The following is a 19,534-nucleotide window of genomic DNA, read 5'->3' on the forward strand; positions in this document are numbered from 1 at the left end:
CGAACGATCTGCCGGCGGGCGGCGGCGCAACGCAGGCCGGCTCCCGATATGGCCACAGCCATCATTCCGGTGCAAACACGAATGCACGCGGCACCACCCCGCCGCCATTGCCCCTCATCCCCCTCGGGGCGCGCCGCTCAGCCCGTCCCGGCAAACGGGTCCGCCACATGCGGCCACAGCGGCGCGCGCGCGCGGGGCAGGCGCAGCGCCGTCATGTCGGGTACCACGCAGCCGGCGACGGGCACGAAGACGACGTCGTCCGCGATCGCGGCGAAGGCGTTGTAGAAATGCTGGGCCGATTTCACGACGACGGCATCCTTGTCCGCCAGCGCGATGCCCATGTTGCCGAACACGTCCGGCGAGAAGACCTGCTGCCGGCGCGCGGTCACCACGATGTCGATCCCGTCCACCGCAATCCACGCGCTCCGGCCCATATAGGCCGCGCCGCCGCTCAGTCCGGTCTGCACCAGATTGTCCGAACAGCGCCGCACATGGGCCGTCACGTCGACCGGATCGCCCGATGCCGGGCCGCATTTCCCTCCCAGCCGCAGCGGAAACGTCGCGCCTTCGCCCGCTTCGGCACAGAACGCGACGGCAGCCGGGTCCCAGATGCAGCCCAGCGCTACGTTCGTCACACCATGCGCCAGCAGGTCGCGCAGGATGATCGTATTGTCCGACGGCGCGCCCCCGCCCGCATTGTCCGACACGTCGGCGATCACCAGCGGCCTGGCGGGCCTGGACGCGGCGCGCGCGGCAATGCGCGCCCGCGCCGCGTCCATCGTCAGGCCGGACGGCACGCTCGCCGCCCGCATGGCCCAGATCTCCCGGCCCAGCGTCCGGGCCAGCGCCGCCGCCCGGTCCGCGTCCCCATCGGCGATCACCAGCATCTTCGCCCCGACATCCGGCACGTCAGCCCAGGGAAATCCATGGACGAACGAAACCGACAGGATGCCGTCCTTGCCCTCCAGCGCCGTCATGCGATCGACGAAGGCGCGCACCGGCCCGTGCGGCGTGCGCCAGATCCCCAGCATCCGGCAGTCGTGATACGCCATGACCGGCCGGATCGCCCCCGCCGCCGTGCGCACCGCCAGCCGGTACAGCTCGGCCGAACGCTCCCGGATATCGTCATGCGGATATTCCTTGTAGGTGACGATCAGGTCGGCCTGTTCGCGCATCGGCTCCGTCAGGTGGCAATGCAGGTCCAGCACCGTGCCCACCACGGCCTCCGGCCCGGCCGCCGCCCGCACATGGGCCAGCACGTCGCCCTCGCAATCGTCGTATCCCACGGCCACCATCGCGCCATGCATCGACAGCAGCACGATATCGACCGGCAGCGCCGCCTTCAGGTCGCCGACGACCAGGTCGCGCAGCTCTTCATAGACCGATGCCGGCGTAGGGCCCCCGGGCTGGGCGAAGCTGCAGATGCTCTCGACGACCTCGTGCCCCTCGGCCACCGCCGTCTCCCGCCAGGTCCGCAGCGGCAGGGTGGCCGGCGTCGCGGCGGCCAGGCTGCCCCCGGTCCGGTGCCATTCCCGCGCGCCCATGAAGGCACCCCGCCCCGTGACGATCGGCGAGAACGTATTGGTTTCCGTCCCCAATGTGGCAATGAAGATCTTCATGTCTCTCCCCCCGTCATGCCTCTCCCGCGGTCCCGGGCGGCACGCAGCCATCCATGTCCGCCGCGATGGCGGCGCAGTCGATGCGGCCCCGGCGGCCGATGAAGACCAGGCGCGTGCCGTCCGCGCCGGCCGCGCGCGCCGGGGCCGGCCCGACCGTCACCCGCTGGCCCACCATCTGGAACAGCAGGGGCGCCGCCTCCCGCCCATGCAGGCGCAAGATCCCCTTGGCCCGCAGGATCGTGGCCGCATGGCGCTGGATCGCCGCCTGGAACGCCCCGAAATCCAGGGCCCGCGCACTCCGCCAACTGACCGAGGCGAACAGCGACGACGCATCCGCGACGTCCTCGGCACGAAACCGCGCCCCCTGGCGCGGTGCCGTCGCGGGCGCGTGGCCCGGTGCGGCCGCCAGCAGCAGTCCGGGCAGGTCCGCCGCGTCGGCCGGGCGCAGGACCAGGTCCGCCCGCTTGCGGGCATGCAGCGCCGCCAGGACCCGCTCCAACACGGCGCCGGACAGCAGGTCCGTCTTCGACAGCACCACCAGGTCCGCATCGCGGATCGGCGCGGCGCGCAGCGGATCGTCGAAATAGCCCTCGTCGGCGGCCATGTCGGCGGCATCGGCGACGCAGACCACGGCCTCCAGCGCCGCGGCTTGCCAGATCACCGGGTCCAGCAGTGCATCGCGCACCGCGCCGATCCGCGACACGCCGCTGCATTCGACCAGCACGGCATCCGGCGGCTCCGGCCGCGACAGCACCATCCGGATCGACGCCAGCAGGTCGCCCTGCAGCGAACAGCAGACGCACCCGTTCTTCAGCGTGACGATCCGCTCGCCGGCCTGTTCGATCAGGTCGGAATCGATGGCCAGCGCCCCGAAATCATTCACCAGCACCGACAGGCGCAGCGGCGCGCACCGGTTGACGATGCGGTTGATCAGGCTGGTCTTCCCCGCCCCCAGAAAGCCGCCCACCACCACGACCGGAACCGCCATGGCGGCACCTCCCGGCGCGCTAATGCCGCCGCCCCCGGACGGGCCGTCCGGGGGCGGCATCGCGCCGCAGCGTCCCATCGTCGATCACCGGCTGGCCATTGACCAGCAGATGGCGCACGCCCTCCGACGGCAGGTTCAACGCCGCGAAATCGGCCCGGTCGCCGATCGTCCGGTCATCGAAGACGCACAGGTCTGCATCGCACCCTTCCTGCAACCGTCCCTTGCGCCGCATCGCGGGGGCGGCGGGCGCGACGATGGTGGCCGGCAGCCACGAACATTTGGCCATGGCCTCCATCAGCGACAGCATGCCGCGCTCGCGCATATAGACGCGCAGGAACCGGGCGAACGTGCCCGACGAACGCGGGTGCGACACCGCATCGGCGGGCAGGGGCCACGCATCGCCGCCATAGACCGTGCCGTCGGGCAGGGTCCAGGGCATGGCGTCCGATGCGATGATCCCGCCCGGATACAGCACCGACACGTCCAGCAGGTCCCGATGCCGCGCATCGCCCTCGACATCCAGGAAGTGCCACAGCACCAGGTTCTCGGGCCGCTCGGCCCGCGCCTGCAGCAATTCGGCGCGGCTGCCGATCCGCCGCCCGTCATCCAGCCGCTGCAGCGCGTCATAGCCGCGGCCGGTCCGTTCGGGAAAGGCCGGGTCGGCAAAGAACGGCGCGCCGATCACCGTCGACGCCACCCCGTACGGATAGGCCTCCACCGTCACCTTCAGCCCCTGCGCCTGCGCGGTGCGCACCAGGTCCGCCGCGCGTTCGACATCCATCAGGCTGGTACTGTTGAAATGGCAGATATGCATGCGCGCGCCGGTCGACCCGGCATAGCCGATCAGCCGCGTATAGGCTTCGATCGAACTGCGCGGATCGATGTTCGACGCATAGGCGACATGGGTATAGGTCGGCACGTCGTACTCGGCCGCCAGGCTGCAGATCCGCGAAATCTCCTTCACCCCCGCGCCGGGGACATAGGCATTCGGGATGCCGATCCCCAGGCCGCCCTCATCCAGCCCCCGCCGCACGCGCGACAGGATGTCCTCCAGTTCCGCATCGCCGGCCACGGTCTCGACCCAGCGCGGATCGTCCATGCACCGTCCCATGAAGCTCAGCGACGGTTCCAGCGTCCGCCCGGTCATCGCCGCGATGCGCGCAAAGACCCAGCCGACCGACACGCCGTAATTCAGCACGCGGCCGCTGCTGTCCTGCGCGTCGTACCAGCCCGCCACCGGCAGGCTGCCGACCTCGCATTCCAGCGTGGTGGTCACGCCGTCGAACGCCTGCATCCGGTCCGCCGGGACCGATTGCCCATGGGCATGGATATCGATGAATCCGGGCGCCACGACCAGCCCGGTGGCGTCGATCTCGCGCAGGGCGGGCCCCGCGACGCCGCCCACCCGCATGATCGCGCCATTGCGGATCGCAACGTCGCCGATCGCATCCAGCCGCGTCTCGGGGTCGATCAGCCGTCCCCCCCGGATGATCAGGTCGTACATGCATCCTCCTCGCGCACCGCATGATGATTATGCCCCATGGATTCTCGTTCTTTTTTGAAAAAAGAACCAAAAAACTTCTGGACGTTAAGGGACTGCGGCATGCGCCCGGCACAAAACCCCTTAACGAATAAAAGTCTTTTTGCTTCTTTTTCTTCAGAAAAAGAAGAAATACCCTATCCATCAGAAATCACACCCGAACCGCCCACCGACAAAGCGGGGCTCGCCGGAAATCCCCATCAGCACGGTGGTCGCCGCCACCGGCACGACGTCGATATAATGCCGGTTCAGGATGTTCGACGCATAGGCGCTGACGAACCAGCGCCCGTTCCGCGGCTTGAAGGTGATGCTGCCGCCCATCAGGAAATAGGCCGGCACGACATAGACGCCGCTCCCGCGCGGCTGCAGGCTGTCCTGCAGGTCGCGATAGGAATAATTCCCCTCGAAGGTCAGCGTATAGCGACGGAACACCGGCCGCGTCTCGTACGACACCTGCCCGTTCAGCGTCAGCTTGGGCATGCCCATGTCGGCGCCGTCATAATTGGTATAGACCGGGCTGTAGAAACCGGTCCTGGTAAAGTTCGCCGCCACGGCGGCCGAATTCACCTGCTGGTAATCGGTGTATTTGCCGCGCAGATAGCCGATGCTCTGCGACAGGGTCAGGCCGCGGATCGGATTGGCCTCGATCTGGACTTCCGTGCCCCACAACTGCGCATGCGGAATATTGATATAGGACCCGTACGTCCCCGGCGCCCCCTCGGGGTTATAGGCCCCCAGCGCGCCCGGAATCACCAGGGTGCCCAGCATCTGCTTGTCGTGGTAATCATCCCAGAACAGCGCGCCATTCAGGCGCAGCCGCCGGCGAAAGAAATCGCTCTTGAATCCGACTTCATAGGCCAGCACCCATTCGGGCTTGAAAGGCTGGATCTGCACGTTCGCGACCGTCGTGTTGGTGGTAAAGCCCCCGGGCTTCACGCCGCGCGCTATATCGGCATACAGCAGCAGGTTGGGCCGGGCCTGCCAGGACAGGCCCACCTTGCCGGAAAACTGGTTGGTCAGCGCGCCATGGGTCGGAAACGGATTGGCGCTGGCGCAGGGCGCCGGATCGGCGCCGCAATGCGCCCTCTTGGTCGCCGAGGGCAGATAATAATATTGCGCGACCGTATCGCCGACCAGGCTGCGCGTATCCGACTGGTGCTGCAGCCCGAAGGTGAATTTGACCGTATGGGTGATGTGATAGTCCAGCGTCGCGAACTGGCTGAAATTCTCCTGCGGCTGGTTGTGGAAACTGTCGCGGATATAGCCCGCGGTATCGCTCATGTCGAACCAGTTCGCCCCGAAGGCGCGGGCCCGGTTATAGTACAGCCCCGCAATCCACTCCAGCCGCCCGTCCAGCACCGGCCGTCCCTTCAGGCTGACCTCTTGCGAAAAGACGTTGCTGTTTCCGGCAAAGAAACTGTCCCCGGACCGAAAGGCCGACGCATCGCGATCGACATATTCATGCCGCTGCTGCTGGCTGAAATTGCCGATCGTCTGCAGCGTGGCCCAGCCCAGGTCGCGCGCCGCCTTCAGGGTAATCCCCCACGTCACGTCGTCATAGGACGGGATCGAATGGGGCGCGATGCCCACCAGCTTGGCAAAGGCGGGATTCAGGCTCCATCCCGTGGCATAGATGTTCCGGTCGCGCGGCATGTGGCTGACCGCGCTGAAATCATCCAGGATAAACCCGGCGGCGGCGTCGGATTCGTCCATCGACCAGTTCGCAATCAGGTCGATGTCGGTCTTCGCGTCGGGCTGCCAGGCCAGCCGGCCGCGCAGCGCCCCCAAATTGGCATTGCCGATCGATTGTCCGCTGACGCGGTTGAACCGATAGGCGCCGCCCTGCACGGTCTGGCCGGCAAGGCGATATTGCAAGCTGTTGGTGATCGGGCCCGAGACATAAAGCGTGGTCTTGCTCCTGTCCCGCGTCGCCAGATCCTCCGACGCACCGTAATGCAGCGTCCTGGTCGGCGCGCGGCTTTCGATCCGCACCTCGCCGCCCGTATCGGCCATCCCGTGGGTAAAGCCCACCGGCCCGGGATCGACGCCGACAGTGGCGATGTCGAACATCTGCCCGCTGCTCATCGGCGACAGCGGATAGGCCACGCCGTCGAAATAGGTCATGACCGACGGCATGTTGTTCTGGGTATAATCCTCCAGCCCGATCCCGCGCAGATAGAATGACGGCGCGTTCGATCCGCTTTCCGTCTGGATCGTCAGGTTCGGCACCAGTTTCTGCAGATCCATGACAGTGTTGACATGGTGCGAGATCAGCGCCTCCTCGCTCAGCATCGTCGTCGATCCCGCCTGGTGCTGCTGCGCGTCGAAACCGAACCGGCTGGCATGGGCGACCACGTCGATCGCTTCCGGACTGGCCGCCGCCGCGCGGCGCCGCGCCGGCCGGACCGGGGCCTGCGTCACCGCGACCACCCCGCCGTCCGCCACCGGGCGCCGATGATGGCCGGGCTTATGGATGGGCCTCCTGCCGTCGGCCGTCGCGGCCAGGGCCCCCGGCACCATCTCCCCCCCGATCGGCAGGCAGGCCAGTGCCGTCGTCACCGACAGCACCGTCAATAATCCGGCTCGACCTGATTTCATATTCTCTCTCCGGTATATTTCTCATGGCGCTGGATGGCTGGCACGCCCGATGGGTCCGTCTCCGATAGAATATTGTTATATCGTAACAAAATAAGACATGCGGCGGCCGGGGTCCGGTTCTCAGGGCCCCAATTCTCAGGGTCCTGGATCGGACCGCGTGTCTATGGCCGCTTCACATGCCGCCGCGCCACGGTCCGGATATCATCCGATCCCATCGATATCCTTCCGCAGCGTCTCGATATTCGCCAGCCGCTCGGCCACGCCCGGTCCCATGGATTGCTCCAGCAGCGACACCAGGCAGTTCGCGACACACAGCGCCGTCGAATAGCTGTCGAAAATCCCCGCGCCATCCACGACGCAGCGCAGCGTCAGGACGGACGGGTTGGGGCTGGCCGGCGCGCCGATATGCGTCAGTTGCAGGACCTTGGCGTTCCGCTCCAGGGCCGCGCGCATAAGCTGCGTCAGCACCGGCGGCCGGCGCCGCATCCCCACGACGACCAGCAGGTCCTCCGCCCCCATCGTCGCGACATCCTCGCCCATCGCCATGCCAAGCTGCGGCAGGACCTGCACATTGTCGTGCAGCAGCGACAATTGCGCCCGCAGATACAGCGCGATCAGCACCGAATTGCGAAAGGCCACGATGCGGATCTTCCGCGCCTCCCGCAGCATCTGCACCGCCGCATGCAGCTTCTCGCCGGAAATCTCGGCCATCGTCCGGCGCAGATTCAGGATTTCATGCTCGGCATACCGCCCCAGGTCGTAATCGACGTCGCCGATCCGGTGGCGGCGCTGCAACGCCACCAGCGGCGACCCCAGCGACGCCTGGTCGCGCGCATGGGTGCGGGCCTGCTGGTAATTCTCATATCCCAGGCGGCGGAAGAAGCGCGCCGCCGTCGGGTTCGACACATTGGCCCGCGCCGCAAGCTCGCTGGCGGTAAATCCCGAGAAATTCCCGTCCAGTTCCAGAATCACCGATGCCAGGCGCTGTTCACCGGCCGTCAGCGCGTCATGAATCTGCATGATCCGGGCCCCGATCGAAACATCTGAGTCGTCGTTCATGTGCCTCTCACCGAACGCAGGAGAAGTGAAACATAACCATCATTCCAATTTCAATATGAAAATGATTTTTCATTACGTCCTTGACACGGGGTGGGTGGATGCGGCGCAGTATGGCCGTGCAGCCGCTGGGGCAAGGACTTCGTCATGTCCGTCGATCCTTTTTCCGTCCTCTCCCGACCGGACCGGGCGCCGCCCGCTTTCCGTCCCTGTTCCGCCGGCCGCGCCGCCGCGTCGCGGACCATGTCCCGCTGGCCTGGATATGCCGCAACGCCCCTCCTGTCACGGCCCCGTCCGGCAGCATGAGCCGCGTCATCATCCTCGCCGCCGCCTGCGACCCGGATCGCCTCGCGCGGCACCGGCGGCCCGAGATGTATCCGCTGCCCGGCATCGCGGGGACCCGATCATGACGATGACGCACGACACGATGACGCAGGACACGGTGCCGCACGACGCGGCGTGCCGCGCGGCACAAGGCGGCGCCCTCGACCGGCTCTATCGCCAGGTCGACCGGCGCGTGGTCGCCGTGCTGGCGATCGCCTACCTGCTCGATTGCATCGACCGGATGAATATCGGCTTCGCCCAGCACCAGATCGCACAGCGGATCGGCCTGTCCACCGCCGATTACGGCGTCGCGGCCGGCATTTTCTTCATCGGCTACGTGCTCTTCGAAATCCCCTCCAACCTGCTGCTGCCCCGGGTCGGCGCGCGCCGGACATTCTTCCGCATCATGGTCCTGTGGGGCCTCGCCTCGGCCGCCATGGGCCTGCTCCACGACCGGTACGGCTTCTACGTCATGCGCTTCCTGCTGGGCGTGTTCGAAGCCGGCTTCGCCCCCGCCTGCATGTATTACCTCACGCTCTGGTACCCGCGCGACCGCATGGCGACGGTGGTCTCCGTCCAGCAGACCGCCGGCCCGCTTTCGGGCGCAATCTCGGGGCCGCTCTCCGGCTTCCTGCTCCAGGCCATGGACCATGTCGGCGGCCTGGACGGCTGGCGCTGGATGTTCGTGCTCGAGGGCCTGCCGTCCGTGCTCATGGGCATCGTCGTGCTGGCCGTGCTGTGCGACCGGCCGGCCGACGCGCGCTGGCTGTCCCCGGCCGAACGGGCGGTGCTCGCCGCGCGCGCCGCCACGGCCGGCGCCTCGCATGCCGGCTTTCGCGCCGTGCTGCGCGACCGTGCGGTCCATGTCCTGTCGCTGGCCTATTTCTGCCTGATCTGCGGCCTGTACACGATCAATTTCTGGCTGCCCGCGATCATCCGCCGCGCCGGCGTGCAGTCCGACCTGCGGGTCGGGCTGCTCTCGGCCATGCCCTATCTGGTGGCGACCGGCGGCATCCTGCTGTGGGGGCGCCGCTCCGACCGGGCGCGGGAACGTCGCTGGCACAGCGCGATCCCGGCCTTCGCCGGCGCGGCCGGCCTGCTGCTGGTCATCGCCGCCGGCCATCATCTGTGGGGGGCGCTGGCCGCCCTCTCGGCCACCGCAGCGGCGCTCTACGCCGCCTACGTGATCTTCCTGTCCGTGCCGTCGGACCGCCTCAAGGGCCCTGGCGCCGCCGGCGGCTACGCGCTGATCAATTCGCTCGGCCTGCTCGGCGGCTTCCTCAGCCCGATGATCATCGGCCAGCTCGCCCGCCTCACCGGCAGCCTCGATGGCGGGCTGGCCTGCATGAGCCTGGTCGTGGCCCTCGGCGGCGTGGTGCTGTGCCTGGCGGTCCCGCCCGGACGCCGGGCACCGGCGGCCGGCGCCGCCCTGCCGGAATAGGCCGCGCCATGTCCGTCCAGCCGAAATACGCGGTCTTCGCCCTGCTCTATCTCGGCTGGTGCGTGTCCTATCTCGACCGCGCGGCAATGACCCTGTCCGTCCCCGCCATGCTGCACGATATTCACATGTCGCCCACGCGGCAGGGGTTCGTGCTGGGCGTGTTCTATCTGGGCTATTCCTGCATGCAGATACCCGGCGGATGGCTGGCCGACCGCTTCGGGTCGAAACCCGTCGTCCTGGCCGGGCTGGTCCTCTGGTCGCTGTTCACGCTCGGCACCGGACTGGTCGCGACGGCCTCGGCGCTCCTGCTCGTGCGGCTGCTCTTCGGCATGGGCGAGGGGATCTTTCCCGCCGCCAGCATCAAGGCCCTCTATGACGTGTTCCCCGCCGCCGCCCGGGACAAGGCGCCCTCGGCGCTGATGTCCTCCAACTATTTCGGCTACCTCGTCGCCCCCGCCCTGCTGCTGCCGCTGCTGGCCTGGGGCGGCTGGCGCCGGCCCTTCCTGGTCATGAGCATCGCGGGCCTCGCCTGTGCTGCGGCCTATCTGGTGCTGGCCCCGGGCAGCGCGCGGCAATCCGCCCCGCGTGCCCCCGCATCCGGCCGCCTGTTCGCCGACGTGCTGCGGGCGCGGGGCATCCGGCGGCTGATGGGGGTGTGGTTCCTGGTCAGTTTCATCAACAAGGCGCTGGAAAGCTGGATGCCCACCTACCTGCTGCATGAACGGGGCGTGTCGCTCAAGGCGGCGGGCGTGCTCCTGACGCTGCCCTATGTCGCGGCGACCCTGGCGGCGGCATCCGGCGGATGGATCATGGCGCGCTGGTTCCGCGACCGCGAACATCATTTCATGTCGGCCAACATCCTATTGTCCTGCGCGGCCCTGCTGGCCATGGCGCACGCCCCCGGCGTGAACGGCGTCGTGGCGGCGGAAACCTGCCTGTATTTCTTCAAGTCCCTCGTCTTCGCCGCCATCCTCTCCCTGCCCGCGCGCATGCTGTCCGCCGATCGCGCCGGATCGGGCTTCGGGCTGATCAATTTCGGCGGCCAGTTCGCCGGCTTCGTCGCCCCGCCGGTCATCGGCGCCCTGCTGGGCGCCTTTCACAGCTATCCGCTGGTGTTTCTCAGCTTGGTGGGCGCCGGGGCGCTGGCGCTCGTCTTCAATGCCGCCTGCGGACGCTTCCCGTCCGCCTTGCCCCTAGCGGAGTGATATCGATGGAACTCTGTGACGCGACCGCCCTGGACCTGCTGCATCTGTTCCGCACCCGCCGGGCCTCGCCGGTCGAAGCGCTCGATGCCTGCCTGGCACGGACCGACCAGGTCAATCCGGCCGTCAACGCCGTGGTGGCCGAGGACCGCGCCGCCGCCCGCGCCGCCGCCCGCCGGGCCGAGGCCGCCTGGCATCGCGGCGAACCCGACGGCGCGCTCTGCGGCCTGCCGCTGGGGGTCAAGGACACCCACGTCACCGCCGGCCTGCGCACCACCTTCGGCAGTCCCCTGTTCCGCGACCACGTCCCCGCCGCCGACCAGGCGCTGGTGGCCCGGCTGCGCGCGGCCGGCGCCGTCATCATGCACAAGACCAACACGCCGGAATGGGCCGCCGGCGGCAACACGCGCAATCCGGTCTACGGCGCCACCGGCAATCCGTTCGACCCCGCCCTGAACGCCGCGGGGTCCTCCGGCGGCTCCGGCGTGGCGCTGGCCTGCGGCATGGCCACCCTGTGCACCGGCTCCGACACGGGCGGCAGCTTGCGCAACCCGGCTGCCTATAACGGCATCGTGGGCATGCGCCCCTCGGCCGGCCTGGTGCCCAGCGAAACGCGGCCGCATGGCTGGTCCTGCCTGCCGGTCGACGGCCCGATGGCGCGTACCGTGGCCGACACCGCCCTGCTGCTCGGCACCATGGCCGGCGACCAGGCCTACGACCCGCTGGCCTACACGCTGCCCGGCCGCGCGGTCCGCGGCGGGGCCGGCGCCTATACGCCGCTCGCCCCGATCGACCTCGCCGGCCTGCGCCTCGCCGCGACCGAGGATTTCGGCACGGCCCCCACGGAATCGATCGTCCGCCGGGCCTTTCGCGACAAGCTGCCCGCCATCGCGGCCCTGTTCGGCGCGGCGGACCTGGCATCGCCCGACTGCACGGGCGCCGACGACGCCTTCGCCGTGCTGCGCGGCGCCATGTTCCTCGCCGCCCACGGCGCGCGCTATCGCGACCATTACGATCAGCTCGGCCCGAACATCCGCGCGAATGTCCAAGAGGCCCTGTCCTACACGCTCCAGGACCATGCCCGCGCCGCGACCGTCCAGACCAGGATCTACCGCGCCTACCAGGCGTTCTTCACCCGCTACGACATCCTGGTCAGCCCGGCCGTCACCGTCAGTCCCCGCCCCTGGACCGAACTCTACCCGACCGAGATCGACGGCGCGCCGACCCGCAGCTATTTCCACTGGCTGGCGCTGGCCTACATGGTCACGCTGTCCGGCCATCCCGCCATCAGCATCCCCGTCGGCACCGATGCGCGCGGCATGCCCTTCGGCCTGCAGATCGTCGGGCCGCGCGGCGGCGACGCAATGCTGCTGCGGGTCGCCGCCGCGATCGAATCCGCCTTCGCCGCCACGCCGGACCTGTGCCGCCCGGTGCCCGACATCGCGGCCCTGCGCCACATGTCCCCCATCGCCACCCGCCCCGGCTTCGGCGATCCCGAATGAGCGCACCTCTCGTCGTCGCCGTCGGCGCGCTGGCGATCCTGGCGGTCATCGTCCTGATCGCCCGCTTCCGGCTGGAACCGATCATGGTGCTGTTCGGCGTGGCGGTGCTGGTGGCCGTCGCGACCGGGCGGATGCCCTCGGCCGGCGTCGCCTCGTTCGAAGCCGGCGCGGGCCACGCGCTGGGGCATATCGCCTTCGTCATCGCCTTCGGCACGATGCTGGGCCGCATCGTGTCCGAAACCGGCGCCGCCGAACGCATCGCCCGCACCCTGGTCGCGCGCTTCGGGCCGCGCAACATCCATTGGGCGATGATGACGGTCGGGCTCGCGGTGGGGCTTCCGGTCTTCTTCGATGTCGGGTTCGTGCTGCTGGCCCCGCTGGCCTTCGTCGCGGCACGGGCGGCCGGCCGGCCGATCCTGCTGGCGGCGCTGCCCCTGGCCGCCAGCCTGTCGGCCGCGCACGCGCTCATGCCGCCGCATCCGGCGATCATGCTGGCCATCCAGGCCTATGGCGCCAGCGTGCCCCGCATGGTCCTGCTGGGGGCCATGGTGATGGTACCGGCCGCGATCGTCGCCGGCCCGCTCTTCGCGGCCCTGGTCGTCCCGCGCCTGCACGTGACCGGCGTCAGCACGCTCGAGGCCCAGTTCCTCGAACGCGCGACCGACCGCCTGCCGCCCTTCGGCCTCAGCCTGCTGGCCGTGCTGATGCCCGTCCTGCTGATCCTGGGCGGCATGCTCGCCGCCCGCCTGCTGCCCGGCGCCGGCGGACGCTGGCTTGCCGATTTCGCCGGCAGCACCGATATCGCGCTGGTTCTCTCCACGCTCTTCGCCTGCGTCGCCCTGGGCACCGCGCGCGGAATGGGCGGGCGCGACCTGGCCCGCCATCTGCATGACTGCCTGGCGCCGATCGCCTTCGTCGTGCTGCTGGTCGGCGCCGGCGGCGGCTTCGGCCGCGCCCTGATCGATTCCGGCATCTCGGGGGTGCTGACCGCGCTGGCCCTGCGGATGCACATGCCCGTGCTGCTGCTGGCCTGGGGGCTGGCGGCGATCATCCGTCTGGCCACCGGTTCGGCCACCGTGGCGATGAGCACCGCCGCCGGCATCCTCGCCCCCCTGGCGCATCAGGCCGGCCTGGCGGCGCCCGAGGCCCTCGTCCTGGCCACCGGCGCCGGATCGGTCGCCTTCGGGCCGGTCACCGACCCTGTCTTCTGGCAGGTCAAGGAATATCTGGGCCTCTCGGTCGGCCAGACCCTGCTGACCTGGTCCTGCATCGAGACGCTGATTTCCCTCATGGCCCTGGCCGCCGCCATGATATGTAATATATAACAATGATTTACGCCGACAAGGAGACGACGATGCCCTTCGCCACCCTGCCGACGCCCTGCGTCCTGATCGATATCGACCGCGTCACCGCCAACATCCGCCGGGCGCAGGATTATGCCAACTCACATGGCTTCGCCCTGCGTCCTCACGTCAAAACACATAAAATCCCAACTTTCGCCCACATGCAGGTCGCCGCCGGTGCCCGCGGCATCACCTGCCAGAAACTCGGCGAAGCCGAGATCATGGCCGACGCCGGCCTCGACGACATCCTGGTCAGCTACAACATCATCGGCTTCGACAAACTCACCCGCCTCGCCGCCCTGGCCCGTCGCGTGAAACTGACCGTCGCCGCCGACAGCGCCCACACCATCGCCGGCTATCTCCGCACGGCCCGCGCCGCCGACGTACAATTCGATATCCTGATCGAATGCGACACTGGCGGCGGCCGCTGCGGCGTCCAGACCCCGGACGAAGCCGTGGCACTGGCGCAAATGCTCGACGGCGGCACCGGGGCGCGGTTCGGCGGCGTGATGACCTATCCGGCTGCCGGCAAGACCGCCCTCGCGGCCGAATGGCTCGCCGTCGCCTCGGCACGCTTCGACGCCGCAGGCATCCCGCTGCCGGTCGTCTCCGCCGGCGGCACCCCGGACCTGTGGCGCGCGCACACGCTTCCCGGCCTGACGGAATATCGACCCGGTACTTATATCTACATGGACCGCTCGCAGGTCGCCGCCGGCGCGGCCCGGCTCGACGAATGCGCGCTGACCGTTCTCTCCACCATTGTCAGCAAACCAACGCCGAACCGCGCCATCATCGACGCCGGCACCAAAACCCTGACCAGCGATCTGCTGGGCATGGACGGGTTCGGCCATGTCCTGTCCTGTCCCGACGCGACGCTCACCGGACTCAGCGAAGAGCACGGTATCCTACGCGGCGGCGGCCTGCCGCGGATCGGCGACCGGGTCCGCATCGTGCCCAATCATGCCTGCGTCGTCAGCAACCTGTTCGACAAGGTCTATGTCGTATCCGGTGATCGCGTCGTCGACGCCGTAACCGTCGCGGCGCGCGGATGCGTGACCTGATTCAGACGCCAGTGAAACAGGACAAGCCAATGATCAAGAAAATATTCGGGGCGGCGCATGTTCCCCTCTCCCCGGCGGTGCGTGCGGGTGATTTTGTCTTTGTCTCCGGCCAGGTCCCGGTCCGGGATGGCAAGATCGTTGCCGGCGGCGTGATCGAACAGACGCATGCGGTGATGGAGAACATCGCCTCCGCATTGCAACTGGCCGGATGCGCGATGACCGACGTCGTCAAGACCTTCGCCATTCTCAGCGACGCGAAGGATTTCGATGCATTCAACCAGGCTTATGCCGCCTGGTTTCCGTCCGAGCCACCGGCCCGCACGACCGTCGAGGCCAAATTGATGATCGATATCGCGGTCGAGATCGACGTTGTCGCCTATCGTCCGCTTTAGGCCGGCAAATCCGAAATCACACGGGAACCTGACGGGGTCATATCATGCGGGTGTTTGTCGCGTCCTTGGCGACTGAAACCAATACGTTCTCGCCGATACCCACCGATCGGTCGAGTTTCCTGTCCGCCTTCTATGCGCCGCCGGGGGCGCATCCGCCAACCCCCACCTTGTGCTCGGCCGTCTTTCCGGTCCTGCGCGATCGGGCGCGGCGGGACGGATTCACATTGATCGAAGGGACCGCAACATGGGCCGAGCCGGGCGGCCTGGTGCAGCGCGAGACGTTTGAAAGCCTGCGCGACGAGATATTGGCGCAGTTGCGTGCCGCATTGCCGGTAAATGCCATCGTGCTGGGGTTGCATGGCGCCATGGTGGCGCAAGGCGAGGACGATTGCGAGGGCGACCTGATCGCGCGCGCACGTGCGATCGCCGGGCCGGACACAGTGATCGGCGCGACCTTCGATCCGCATAGTCACCTGACTCCGAAACGCGTGGAGAATCTCGATATCCTGAACGCCTTCCTGGAATTTCCGCACACGGATTTCGTCGCGCGCGCCGAACAGGCCGTGGATCTGGTGCTGCGGGCGGCCCGGCGCGAAATCCGGCCGGTCATATCCACGTTCGACTGCCGGATGATCGACGTCCTGCCGACCAGCCAGCAGCCGATGCGCGGCTTCGTCGACCGCCTGCGCGCGTTGGAAGGCCAGGATCGGATCCTCAGCGCCTCGATCATCCACGGCTTTCTGGCGGGCGACGTGCCCGAACTGGGGACGCGGATCGCGATCGTCACCGACAATGCACCGGAACGCGGCAAGCGGCTGGCCCGGGAAACGGGCAACGCCCTGTTCGCCATGCGCGGTACGACCAGCATGCCGAAACTGGGGATCGGGCCGGCATTGGTCCGTGCCGCCGGGGCCGCCGCGACCGCCGGCGCGCCTGTGGTGCTGGCCGACATATGGGACAATCCCGGCGGCGGCGTGGCGGGCGACGGCACATTGATACTCGATGCGATGATGAAGGCCGGGATGGACGACATCGCGGTCGGGACGATCTGGGATCCGATCGCGGTCATGTTTTGCCTGGCCGCGGGCGAGGGCGCGCGGATCGCCTTGCGGTTTGGAGGCAAAAGCGGTCCCGGCGCCGGAGAACCGATTGATGCCGACGTGATCGTGCGGCGTGTCGTGGCCGAAGCCTGGCAGAGTTTCGGCGCCAGCCGGGTACCGCTGGGCGCAAGCGCGGTGGTGCGACCGGCCGGCACGCACATCGACATAATCCTGAACACCAACCGTACCCAGGCTTTCGACCCGGATATATTCGCCGGCATGGATATCGATATCGCCGCCAAGCGCTATCTGCTGGTGAAATCGACAAATCATTTCCACGCGGCGTTCAAGCCGATCGCCGCTGAAATTCTATACGTCGATGCCGGCACCCATTATCCGTCCGATCCGCGAAGGACGCGATACCGCAATCTGACGCGCGCCATCTGGCCGCGCCACGAAGATCCGCACGGGGCCGAGACATAGGGCAGATTCCGTTCAAACGGAATCGCGGGCCGCGGCGGACCGACACAGCGGCGGACGGCCGCCCTGTCCGGTGGAATGCATCATCTTTCGGTGATCGGCGTCGTCGGACAGGCGGTTTCAGGATTGAATTTCCGGCCCTGCCCGTCAATCATGCCGCCAAACCCACCGGGAAGGAAATATCATGTCCAATGATGGAATGACGGCGCAAATGGCGAAAAAACCGGGTTTTATCGCCGCTCTCGACCAAAGCGGCGGCTCGACCCCCGGCGCTCTGCGCCATTACGGCATCCCCGACAGCGCCTATGACGGCGAAGAGGAAATGTTCCGGCTGATGCACGAGATGCGCGTGCGTATCATGACGGCGCCGTCTTTCAGCGGGGACAAGGTCATCGCGGCCATCCTGTTCGAGCGTACGATGGACGGCTTGGCGGAAGGCAAGCCCGTCCCCAGCTTCCTCTGGGAAGATCGGGGGATCGTGCCGTTTCTGAAAGTCGACAAGGGGTTGGAGCCCGAACGGAACGGCGTCAGCCTGATGAAGCCAATCCCCGGTCTGGACGACCTGCTTGCCCGTGCGGTGAAGCTGGGCGTGTACGGCACCAAGGAACGCTCGGTCATCAATCTGCCGGATCGCGAAGGCATCGCCGCGATTGCGAAGCAGCAATTCGATCTGGCCGAGCAGATCGCAGCCCACGGCCTCGTCCCGATCCTGGAGCCGGAGGTCCTGATCAAGAGCCCCGATAAGGCGGGCGCCGAAGCGATTCTGCTGGAAGAACTGACAAGGGGCCTGGACGCGCTGCCTGGCAGTTATCCGGTCATGTTGAAGCTGACGATTCCCGAAAAACCGGATCTCTATCTGGATCTGATGACGCATTCGCGCGTGCAGCGCGTCGTCGCGTTGTCGGGCGGTTATACGCGGGCCGACGCGTGCAGGCGCCTGTCGGCCAATCACGGCATGATCGCCAGCTTCTCGCGCGCATTGGTCGACGATCTGAAATATACGATGAGCGAAGAGGTGTTCGACGCGACACTGGCAGCGGCGATAGACGAAATTTACCAGGCGTCCACCGTCAAGCTTTGAAGCCCCATTGCCGCCTTCCCCCATCCGTCACGGATGGGGGAAGGCGGGGGCCGTCCGTCTATGCCGATCAGGCCGGCGCATGCCGGAAGTGATGGATTTCCTTTCATCACTCCACCGTTATTCCTGCATATATTGCGGTTTGGCGGCGCACCCGATAGGGTCATAAAAAATAATAAAAACGAGTACCTCGGACATGGATGTCGTACTAGGGGTCGATGTCGGTACCGGCAGTGCCCGTGCCGGGATTTTCACCACCGATGGCCGGAAGCTCGGTGCGGGCAGCAAGTCGACACGGACATGGCATCCGCGCCCGAGACACGTGCAGCAATCCTCGATCGATATCTGGCAGGCCGTGTGCGACAGCGTCGCCGCGGCGATCGCGGCGGCCAGGCAGAATGTCGCAGGGCCTTTGAATGTGCGCGGTATCGGGTTCGACGCGACCTGCTCGCTGGTGATGCTGGACCGCGACGGTGCGCCTCTGTCCGTCGACATGGACGGGGCGCCCGGCCAGGACGTGATTCTGTGGATGGACCATCGTGCCCTTGCCGAGGCGACGGAAATCAATTCCAGATCCTTCGACGTGTTGCGTTATGTCGGCGGCGTGATCTCGCCCGAGATGGAAACGCCGAAATTATTGTGGATAAAAAGGAATCTTCCTGACCAATTCGACCGCGCGGGCTATTTTTTCGATCTGCCTGATTTCTTGACCTGGCGTGCGACGGGCGCCGATTCGCGCTCGCGCTGTTCGACTGTCTGCAAATGGACCTATCTGGCGCATCAGGACCGGTGGGATGACTCCTATTTCCGGTCCATCGGGCTGGGCGTGCTGGCCGACGAGGCCTATCGCCGCATCGGCACCGATATCCGTCCCCTGGGCGACCGTGTCGGAGCCGGCTTGTGCGCGGAAGCGGCCGAAGAACTGGGCCTTCCTCGGGGGATTCCCGTCGCCGTATCGGCGATCGACGCACATGCGGGCGGCATCGGGCTTATCGGCGCTGCGCCGCAGGCCGGCGGGGCCGCTTCGTTCGATCGCCGTCTCGCGCTGATCGGCGGAACATCGAGCTGCCATATGACGGTATCGCCGGATGCGCGTTTCGTGCCCGGAATCTGGGGCCCCTATTTCGACGCCATGGTGCCGGGCATGTGGTTGAATGAAGCGGGGCAGTCCGCGACCGGCAGCTTGATCGATTTCATCATTGCCACGCATCCGGCATCCGACGCGCTGCGCCGGCGGGCCGAGGAAGATGATCGGACGGTCTATCAGGCACTGAACGGCATTCTGGCCATGATGGACGGCGCGGGGCCGGCGGGCGCGCAAACGCGCGATTTGCACGTCATGCCGGATTTTCACGGCAACCGCTCGCCGCATGCCGATCCGGACCTGCGCGGGATGATCAGCGGATTGACCCTGTCCGCGAGCGAGGAGGATCTGGCGCGGCTCTATCTGGCGACCATCCAGGGGCTGGCGTACGGCACGCGCGACATTATCGAGGCCCTGAATCGGCAGGGCTATGCGATCGACACGATTTTGGCGACCGGCGGCGGGACCAGGAACCCGGTGTTCGTCCGGGAGCATGCCAATGCCACGGGGTGCCGGATTTTGCTGCCCGAGGAACCGGATGCCGTCTTGCTGGGGAGCGCCATTCTGGGGGCGGTGGCGGGGGATGTGTATCCGTCGATCGGCGTGGCGATGGCGGCGATGAGCCGGGTTGGGGCGGAGGTGCGGCCGGATCGGGCGACGCGGGCGTTTCATGAGGCGAAGCTGGAGGTCTTCAGGCGGATGTACAGGGATCAGATGGATTATCGGCGGATCATGGGAAAGTAGTGGAAAGTTGGTTTTGGGGAGCGGATCATGGATGGAACCGTG

At 67.3% G+C, this 19,534-nt stretch carries 15 protein-coding genes; 10 read left to right on the forward strand and 5 right to left on the reverse strand.

Going from position 1 to position 19,534, the window contains the following annotated elements:
• Positions 1 to 137: 137 nt before the first annotated feature.
• The 5 genes from QN315_RS13705 to QN315_RS13725 form a co-directional block, all read right to left on the reverse strand.
• A complete protein-coding gene (locus QN315_RS13705; RefSeq protein ID WP_323989825.1) occupies positions 138 to 1,619 on the reverse strand; it encodes a M81 family metallopeptidase in 1,482 nt (493 codons plus the stop codon).
• 13 nt (positions 1,620 to 1,632) lie between these two features.
• Entirely contained in the window at positions 1,633 to 2,607 is a 975-nt protein-coding gene (locus QN315_RS13710) for a GTP-binding protein (protein ID WP_323989826.1), read from the reverse strand.
• A gap of 19 nt (positions 2,608 to 2,626) precedes the next feature.
• Complete coding sequence (locus tag QN315_RS13715) at positions 2,627 to 4,111, reverse strand: amidohydrolase family protein (protein ID WP_323989827.1); 1,485 nt, start codon at positions 4,109 to 4,111, stop codon at positions 2,627 to 2,629.
• Between the two features lie 180 nt (positions 4,112 to 4,291).
• A complete protein-coding gene (locus QN315_RS13720; protein ID WP_323989828.1) occupies positions 4,292 to 6,745 on the reverse strand; it encodes a TonB-dependent receptor plug domain-containing protein in 2,454 nt (817 codons plus the stop codon).
• Positions 6,746 to 6,946: 201 nt separating this feature from the next.
• Positions 6,947 to 7,804, reverse strand: coding sequence for a MurR/RpiR family transcriptional regulator (locus tag QN315_RS13725; protein ID WP_323989829.1), 858 nt, complete (start codon positions 7,802 to 7,804; stop codon positions 6,947 to 6,949).
• Between the two features lie 98 nt (positions 7,805 to 7,902).
• Between QN315_RS13725 and QN315_RS13730 the strand changes: the two genes are divergently transcribed.
• The 10 genes from QN315_RS13730 to QN315_RS13775 all read left to right on the forward strand — a co-directional run bounded on the left by QN315_RS13730 (position 7,903) and on the right by QN315_RS13775 (position 19,492).
• Positions 7,903 to 8,211, forward strand: a complete 309-nt coding sequence (locus QN315_RS13730) for a hypothetical protein (protein WP_323989830.1) — start codon at positions 7,903 to 7,905, stop codon at positions 8,209 to 8,211.
• A complete protein-coding gene (locus QN315_RS13735) occupies positions 8,208 to 9,566 on the forward strand; it encodes an MFS transporter (protein WP_323989831.1) in 1,359 nt (452 codons plus the stop codon). Before QN315_RS13730 ends, QN315_RS13735 begins: the two co-directional genes overlap by 4 nt.
• Positions 9,567 to 9,574: 8 nt before the next feature.
• Positions 9,575 to 10,771, forward strand: a complete 1,197-nt coding sequence (locus QN315_RS13740) for an MFS transporter (RefSeq protein ID WP_323989832.1) — start codon at positions 9,575 to 9,577, stop codon at positions 10,769 to 10,771.
• A gap of 5 nt (positions 10,772 to 10,776) precedes the next feature.
• Positions 10,777 to 12,270, forward strand: a complete 1,494-nt coding sequence (locus QN315_RS13745; protein WP_323989834.1) for an amidase family protein — start codon at positions 10,777 to 10,779, stop codon at positions 12,268 to 12,270.
• Positions 12,267 to 13,595 (forward strand): gluconate:H+ symporter, encoded by a 1,329-nt coding sequence (locus tag QN315_RS13750; protein ID WP_323989836.1) that lies wholly within the window; start codon positions 12,267 to 12,269, stop codon positions 13,593 to 13,595. The genes QN315_RS13745 and QN315_RS13750 overlap by 4 nt, the downstream gene beginning before the upstream one ends.
• 29 nt (positions 13,596 to 13,624) lie before the next feature.
• On the forward strand, positions 13,625 to 14,674 hold the full coding sequence (locus QN315_RS13755) for a D-TA family PLP-dependent enzyme (RefSeq protein WP_323989837.1): 1,050 nt from the start codon (positions 13,625 to 13,627) through the stop codon (positions 14,672 to 14,674).
• A complete protein-coding gene (locus QN315_RS13760) occupies positions 14,662 to 15,066 on the forward strand; it encodes a RidA family protein (RefSeq protein WP_246285392.1) in 405 nt (134 codons plus the stop codon). The genes QN315_RS13755 and QN315_RS13760 overlap by 13 nt, the downstream gene beginning before the upstream one ends.
• A 44-nt stretch (positions 15,067 to 15,110) precedes the next feature.
• Positions 15,111 to 16,589, forward strand: a complete 1,479-nt coding sequence (locus QN315_RS13765) for a M81 family metallopeptidase (RefSeq protein ID WP_323989838.1) — start codon at positions 15,111 to 15,113, stop codon at positions 16,587 to 16,589.
• A gap of 181 nt (positions 16,590 to 16,770) precedes the next feature.
• Positions 16,771 to 17,667 carry a fructose bisphosphate aldolase gene (locus QN315_RS13770; protein WP_323989839.1) on the forward strand — a complete coding sequence of 299 codons (897 nt, stop codon included), beginning with the start codon at positions 16,771 to 16,773 and terminating at the stop codon, positions 17,665 to 17,667.
• A gap of 193 nt (positions 17,668 to 17,860) precedes the next feature.
• Positions 17,861 to 19,492, forward strand: coding sequence for an FGGY-family carbohydrate kinase (locus QN315_RS13775; RefSeq protein WP_323989840.1), 1,632 nt, complete (start codon positions 17,861 to 17,863; stop codon positions 19,490 to 19,492).
• Positions 19,493 to 19,534: the final 42 nt, after the last annotated feature.

Source organism: Nguyenibacter sp. L1 (assembly GCF_035199985.1).
Taxonomy (GTDB): Bacteria; Pseudomonadota; Alphaproteobacteria; order Acetobacterales; family Acetobacteraceae; genus Gluconacetobacter; species Gluconacetobacter vanlangensis.